Origin of the sequence: Roseiarcus sp. (assembly GCF_052145395.1) — a bacterium.
Lineage (GTDB): Bacteria > Pseudomonadota > Alphaproteobacteria > Rhizobiales > Beijerinckiaceae > Roseiarcus.
In genome coordinates, this window is the sequence record NZ_JBKQOT010000866.1 from 1 (window position 1) to 6,987 (window position 6,987).

General features: G+C 67.2%; 5 protein-coding genes. 1 reads left to right on the forward strand and 4 read right to left on the reverse strand.

All coding sequences use genetic code 11. The features are described 5' to 3' along the window. The coding region (locus ACLP25_RS30105; RefSeq protein ID WP_442472763.1) for an AMP-binding protein at window positions 1–1,146 on the forward strand (1,146 nt) is incomplete at its 5' end. Window positions 1,147–1,148: 2 nt separating this feature from the next. Here the strand turns inward: ACLP25_RS30105 and ACLP25_RS30110 are convergent. From ACLP25_RS30110 to addA, 4 genes are all read right to left on the reverse strand, one after another. Further along, window positions 1,149–1,994: an esterase/lipase family protein gene (locus tag ACLP25_RS30110; protein WP_442472764.1), complete on the reverse strand. Its 846-nt coding sequence runs from the start codon at window positions 1,992–1,994 to the stop codon at window positions 1,149–1,151. 263 nt (window positions 1,995–2,257) lie between these two features. Then, entirely contained in the window at window positions 2,258–2,812 is a 555-nt protein-coding gene (locus ACLP25_RS30115) for a hypothetical protein (protein WP_442472765.1), read from the reverse strand. Between the two features lie 13 nt (window positions 2,813–2,825). Beyond that, window positions 2,826–4,145 (reverse strand): TAXI family TRAP transporter solute-binding subunit, encoded by a 1,320-nt coding sequence (locus ACLP25_RS30120; RefSeq protein WP_442472766.1) that lies wholly within the window; start codon window positions 4,143–4,145, stop codon window positions 2,826–2,828. Between the two features lie 137 nt (window positions 4,146–4,282). Next, window positions 4,283–6,987: double-strand break repair helicase AddA (gene addA, locus ACLP25_RS30125; RefSeq protein ID WP_442472767.1), on the reverse strand; the 2,705-nt coding region annotated here is incomplete at its 5' end.

A 6,987-nucleotide genomic window follows, 5' to 3' on the forward strand; every position in this document is an offset into this window, starting at 1 on the left:
GGCTCGCCCTATTTCCCGTTCCCGGACTTCGATGAGAACGCCGTCGCCACGATCTTTCACACCACCGGCACGACCGGTCGGCCCAAGGGCGTCTACTTCACCCATCGGCAGATGGTCCTGCACACGCTCGCCGGCCTCGTTGAATACGGCCTTCCGCCCGGCCACGGCCGCTTCCATCGCGACGACGTCTACATGCCGATGACGCCGATGTTCCACGTGCATGCCTGGGGCTGCCCGTACACGGCGACGCTTTCAGGTTGCAAGATCGTGTTCCCCGGTCGCTATAAGCCCGAGATTTTTGTCAAGATGATCGACAATGAGAAGGTGACTTTCACCCATTGCGTGCCGACCCTTCTGCAAATGCTGCTCACCGCGCCGGGAGTCGACAAGATCGATCTCTCTCATCTGAAGATGGTCGTCGGCGGCGCGGCCCTTCCTCCGGCACTCGCACGGGCGGCGATGGCGCGCGGCATGGATGTGTTCTCGGGCTACGGGCAATCGGAATCGGGCCCAATGCTCACCGGCGCCCACATTAAAACGAAGCACGTCCGGGACAATTTCGAGGACGAGCTATTCTATCGCACCTCGACGGGCATCGCCGCGCCGATGGTCGACCTGCGCGTCGTCGACGAGAACATGGCCGAAGTGCCGCATGACGGCCAGGCGTTTGGCGAGATCGTCGTGCGCGCGCCGTGGCTCACCACCGGTTATCTCAATAATCCGGAGGCGTCCGAGGTCCTGTGGGGCGGCGGCTACCTGCATACTGGCGACGTCGCCTCGATCGATCCGGAGGGCTATATCCGCATCGCCGATCGGCTGAAGGACGTCGTCAAGAGCGGCGGTGAATGGGTCTCGTCGATCCAGCTCGAGAACATCATTATGGAGAAGCCCGGCGTTCGGCGTGCGGCGGTGATCCCGATTAAGGACGTGAAGTGGGGCGAGCGGCCGCATGCGCTGGTCGTGCTTCATCCCGGCCAAGCCGGCGAGGTCGGCGAGGACGACATCCGACTGCACGTCGCTTCCTACGTCGAACGCGGAATCATCTCGAAGATCGCGATCCCGGAGAACGTGACCTTCGTTCCGGAGCTACCGCTGACCTCTGTCGGAAAGGTCGACAAGAAGACGCTGCGCGCGAACTACATGTAACGTTATTCGGCTGGCGAAGCGTGGATGGCCATATGTCCGTGCGCCTCCGCCTTCTTTTCGTGGTGCGCCCGGAATCGCTCCGGATCGCAATAGACGAACCGGCGCCAGCCCTCGCGATTGAAGGGCTCCCAGTTGCCCTCCGGCTGTGCGAGCCGGTCGGCGATGGCATAGAGCGTCGCCGGGTGCGCACCGAGGCCGAGATGGCTAGACTCGACCACGATGTTCTCTGCGAGGAACCTTCGGGTCTCGAGGCTGCACCGCCAAGCGACGATGCCATCCGTCGGGCTCCAAATCGAGGTTGTCGGCACCGGCGGCGCGGCCCTGAGAGGGCCGGAGAAGTCGTGCCAGTCGATGCGATGGCCGCTGGCGAATTCATAGAGCCGCCAGGCATTGGTTTCGCGCGGATGCCCGGTGAATGGCGAACCGAGGGTGATGACAAGGCGCACCATCTCCGGTGAGTGCTTGGCGAGTTCGCGGGCGTAAAGGCCCCCAAGGCTCCAGCCAACGAGGCTCACTGACCGGCCGTTCTCAAGCCACAGCTGGCGCATCCGCTCGTGCGCGCGCTCAACGACGCCGTGCCGCAACCCGAAGTTGAGCCCCTGGCCCCAGCCCGCAGCGGCGAACCCGCGTGATCGAAGAAATCGACGCATTAACGCCGTGCTGCCGTCGCCTGCCGCCAGCCCCGGCAGGACGAGGACAGGGTGCCCGTCGCCCGTGGCGGCGGCGCCCCACAAGGGACGCATGGCTAAGGAGGCGCAATGCTCCCAGATCGCACGCGCTTCCATCATTTTCAGCATGAAACCCGGCGCCGGTTCGTGTTGCCGCGCCGGATGACCGCTAGCACTCATAAGACGTTTCCTCTTCGTTTTGACGAGATTGCAACTTTTTGTCGATTTCGGTCAAGCGGGCTCGTGAACCGCTGTCATGCAAGAAAGCCGGTATGACGGATTGTCAGAGACACGTACCGGCGCTCCCAATCGAGCGCGCAGAAACGAGAGCGCGTTTGGAACGGCCGTCTTACTAACGACGATCAAGAAGGTCGCACAACAAAGCACCCGTGCGAATCGCCGTGCCCGGAATCTTTTCGTGTTCCGGATCCGCCCGCATCGGTCTACTTGACCGCCAAAGCGGCGATCCGTTCGCGAGCGCCGCCGACTCCGGCCGCGAGCGCGCGAGCATAGTAATTGCGGGCGGTGGCCTCGTCGCCCTTAAGGCCAAGGGCGCCCAGGCGCGCGAGCGTCGTCGGGTCGTAGGTGTCGCCGAGCGCCATCAGGGCGCGAGCGTCGCCGCCTTCGGCGGCGCGCTTCAGGAAGGCTCGGGCGGCGGCGATATCGCCTTTGGCGAAGGCGATCAGGCCCTCAGCGCAGAGGCGCCGCGCGTCGTCGATCGGAATGGAGAGGGAGGCGATCGGCGTCTGGTCCGAGCTCGGGCCCCGTAGCGCGCTGGCGAGCTTGCCGAGCGCCTCCTTGGCGATGGCGTGCGCGGTGACCGGCGCCGCCTTCTGGGTCGCCGGCGCGGCGACCGTCTGCGCAACGAATACGGGCTGCTGAACGACCGCCTTGAGGGAGGCGCTCGAAGGCTCGATGCGAGGCCAGAACGCGATCACGAGAAGGGCGACGCAGCATCCGGCGATCATGCCCGCAACAACTTTCCATGCGATGGGCAAGGCGCGTCCTCCTCTATTGCATCAGGCTGCGCCAGCGGGTCAGGCTGTCGTAAAGTCGGTCGGAATCTTCGGCCTTCGGACCGCCGCCGGCTTCGGCTGCCTTTGCCGACGCGCGAAACGCCTCGAGCGAGCCGTTGGCCGAGACTTTGTGTTCGTCGACCCATCCTTGCGCCGCAGCGAGCCGCGGCCAGTCGGCATTCGCCACAGCAGCGGCCGCCGCTAGATTGACGTCACGCCAGTGCTCGTCTCGCGCCGCTGTCAGGGTGGAATCGTAATTGTCGAAGAAGGCGCGGGCAATCCGACCCAGAGCGTCCGCGCGCGGGGACCCCGTCGGCGCGTCGAGCGCCACGAGCGCCATCGGTGCAGCGACGGTCTCCACCGAATCGTTGGCCGCGACGAGGTTCGGACGGTCGGAGGCGGCGACACGCGCCGGCGCATAGAGCTGCTCCAGCGGCGCCGACCAAGGGATGGCGACCAGATGAAAGCGGCGGTCGTCACCGAAGCCGTCGAGCGCGTGCGCCTCTTTGCCGCCCAACACCACGACGGCGTCGCGCTTGCCGGCGGCAAGCGCTCCCAGCGCTTCGGTCAGCGGCTCGTAGGTCGGGTTGACGGTCACGCCGAGACGCGAGAACAGGAGCTTGCCGGTGATGCCGGTCGTCCCATCCGGATCGCCGAAGCTGACCGACTTGCCGGTAAGATCGTTCAGCGACTTGACGTCCTTTGACGCTATAACCTCGATCGTTTCCGGAGCGAGCGGAGCGACAAGCGGAACGCGCTTCGGCCAGTCGGGCTGGTATTTGACACTGACCGCGAGGGAATCAAGCGTGACGATGGCGAATTCGGCCATATCCGTCCGCATGACCTTGGCAACCCCGGTCGGTGCGGTGGAGCCGACGATAGCCCGTCCCTGTGCGCCTTGGTCGCTAAGAACTTGGACGAACTCGCGCGCCATGCGGCTTGCGACGAGATCACCCGGGTCGGCGAGGATGCCGAAAGGCTTGAGCGGCGCGGATGACCCGGCCACGGCCGCCGTCGTCGTGGCTGCTGCGGCCGTCGGCGCTTGAGGTTGCAAAGCGGCCGCTTCGGGGGCCGTGGCCTTCACCGGCAAGGCCCGTGCGTAGTCATGGCGACCCGCGCTACCGCGCCAGGCGCCGTGCCAGAGAACCCGCTTGCCATTGTGATAGACCGTGTGGTCGTAGCGGACCACGCCGCCGGTCGCGCCCTCTGCGGACGACGCCGCGGCGTCAAAGACGCCAGCAGCGGTCAGAACGGTCAGCAGCGCATAAGCGCACACCGCTGCGCGCCGCGGCTTTTTCAGCCTCGTGCGTTTCAAGCCCCAGCCCTCATGCTTCGGGCGCCCGCCTTGACGTTCCACTCGTCATAGGGCGCGGAACCTGCGTTCGAAATGCGACTTCATCATGGCGATCCTTTCGTCGCTTGACTGTGGCGCCGAAAGCGCGTTTCGACGCATCATGGTTTTCGAAGGGTTACCAGAGCGTGCAGCACGGTATCTAACGCACTCTCCGACAATGGTCGAATCGCCGGTCCGTCGAGATACACCAGCGCCGCGCGCACCGGGAGCGACGGATAGAGGGGCTGAAGGGCGGCGCGATACAGCGCGAGCTGGGCGACATGCGCCTCCGAGGGATGGCTCGGCGCCGCCCCGAGCTTGAAGTCGACGATGTGGATCGCCTCGTCCGTCACGGCGAGCCGGTCGAGACGGCCGGCGAAGGGAAGATCGGGCTGCCCCGGACGCTTGAGGGCACCCGCGACAGCGACTTCCCCACGCGAGCCCGGACCGAATAAGGGGGCGAGTTCGGACGCCTCCACTACGGCGACGGCCTGAGCGGCGAGATCGGCCCGAACGGTCACCTCAAGCGCAAGCCCGCGCGCTTCGAGATAGGCCCGCGCCGCCTCGGCGCGGCGGACCGACTCGACCCCGGGCAGGAGCTGCAGCAGCGCATGGGCAAGCCGGCCTTCGACCAAGGGGCCGGCGTCTCCGGCGCGTAGGCCGGCGGGTTCTGAGGGCCGCACCCGCGCCTCAGCCGCTTCAGGCGCCGCTCGCTGCAACAGCCAGCCTGGCGCCCCGTCGGATGGCGGCGCCGCGGTCTCTTCGCCGGCGCCGTCGGCCGAAAGTCCCTGGCCGTAGCGCCGCACGACCGCGCCGGCGCCCCAGAACGCCGGCGCCTCCGTCGCGGCGTCGCCCAGGCCGTCCGAAACGAGGTCATACCAGCAGTCCGCCGGGCGGCGGCGCAGGGTTTCGTAGCCGGCGACGATCAGTCGTTCGGCGGCGCGGGTCATCGCGACATAAAGGAGCCGCCGGTGCTCGCCCGCTTCGGCCGCCCGCCGCGCCTCGCGCGCGGCGGCGACCTCTTGGCAATCTTCCGCCGTTTTCCGGCTCCAGGCGAACAGCTGCGGGGCGCTTGGGCCGTCGGGGGCAAGGCGCATCAGCTTCGGATCGTGCCGGGCGCTGGGGGCACCCGTGGTGTCGGGCAGGAAAACGATCGGGGCCTCGAGGCCCTTGCTGGCATGGACCGTCAACACCCGAACGCCGTCGCTCTCGGCCTCGAGGTCGCGCTTGATCTCCGCTTCATCCGCCTCGACCTCGGCGAGAAAGCGGGTCAGCGACGGCGCCTCGCCTTGCTCGTGCGCAAGCGCCAGCGCGAGGAACTCGTCGATCGGGTCGCGCACATCGTCGCCGAGCCGCGCCACGAGCGCCTTGCGGCCGCCGTCCTCGCCGATGAGGCGAGCATAGAAGGCGTAGGGCCCAAGGTTTCTGGCCCGAGCGCGCCAAGCCGCGATTCGGCGTTCGGCCGCCTGCGCCTGCGGGTCGTTCGCGGCCGTGAGCGCCGACGCCAGTGACCCCGTCCGGTCGGCCGCCAGAGCATAGAGCGCGTCGTCGTCGACCCCGACGAGCGGCGACTTCAGCGCGCATGCGAGGCTGAGGTCGTCGTCCGGCGTCAGCGCCGCGCGCCCGGCCGCGATCAGGTCCATGACCGCGATATGGTCGCGCAGCTTCAGCCGGTCAGCGCCGGCGACCTTGACGCCGCGGTCCTTGAGCGCCCGGATCATCGCCTCGAAGAACATGTTGCGCCGCCTGACCAGGATCATCACGTCGCCCGGGCGGATGGGGCGCGGCGCGCCTGTCGCCGCGTCGACCACCCGCTCGCGCGAACCGGGCGCGATCCAGAGGGCAATCTGGTCAGCGATGCGGCGGGCAAGGATCACTGCGGGTTCGTGGGCCGCAGGCTCGTCCAGCGGCATGCGCCAGTCGTCCGGGTCGGATCCTTTCTCGGCCGGAACCGTCGGCCAGATCTCGACGACGCCTTGCAGGCGCGTTTGAATCGGCAAGTGCACGGGGGGCGGCTCGCCCTCGGCCGAAACCCCACGCCACGCGCTCTCAGACTGGAAGACCTTGTTGACCACCGTGAGGAGCGCTGGCGCCGAGCGAAACGAATAATTGAGCGGGACGCTCTCGAACGACTTTTTCGCCTCGCGATGCCTCCGCTCGAAATAGCGCCGCATCGCGGCGAATCTTTCCGGCTCGGCGCCCTGGAAGGAGAAGATCGACTGCTTCTCGTCGCCGACCGCGAACACGGTGCATGCGCCTTTGCGCGCGCTCTCGCCGGCGAAAAACTCGTCGGTCAGCGCCTCGACGATGCGCCACTGGTCGGCGGAATTGTCCTGCGCTTCGTCGATCAGGAGGTGGTCGAGACCGTAGTCGAGCTTGTGCATCACCCAGGCGGCGCTTGAGCGGGTCACCAACGCCAGCGCGCAGGCGATCTGGTCGGCGAAGTCGAGCGCGCCGCGCTCGGCCTTGGCTGCGGCGAAGGTTTTCAAAATGGCCTTGGCGACCGTGAAGAGGGCGGCGCTGCGTTCGATTGTCTGCGCAGCGCGCCACCGTTCGCGCAGCGCAAGGAGGCGGGTAAGCTCGCGTTGCAGGTCCGCTTCGAGTCCGGGCTGCCTTTCGCGCGTCTCGGCGCTGGTGAGATGACCTTTTTCGCCTCCGCGCGGATCGCCCTCACCCTCCTTGGTGAAAAACGCGTCGAGCAGGTTCTGGATGCGCGCCGCTTGATCGCGCCCGGAGTTTGCCGCCAGCAACTTTTCGGCAAACGCTTTATCCTTGGCCTTGCCGACCGCCAAGCCCTGCGCCCAGGCCTGACGATGGCGCCGCC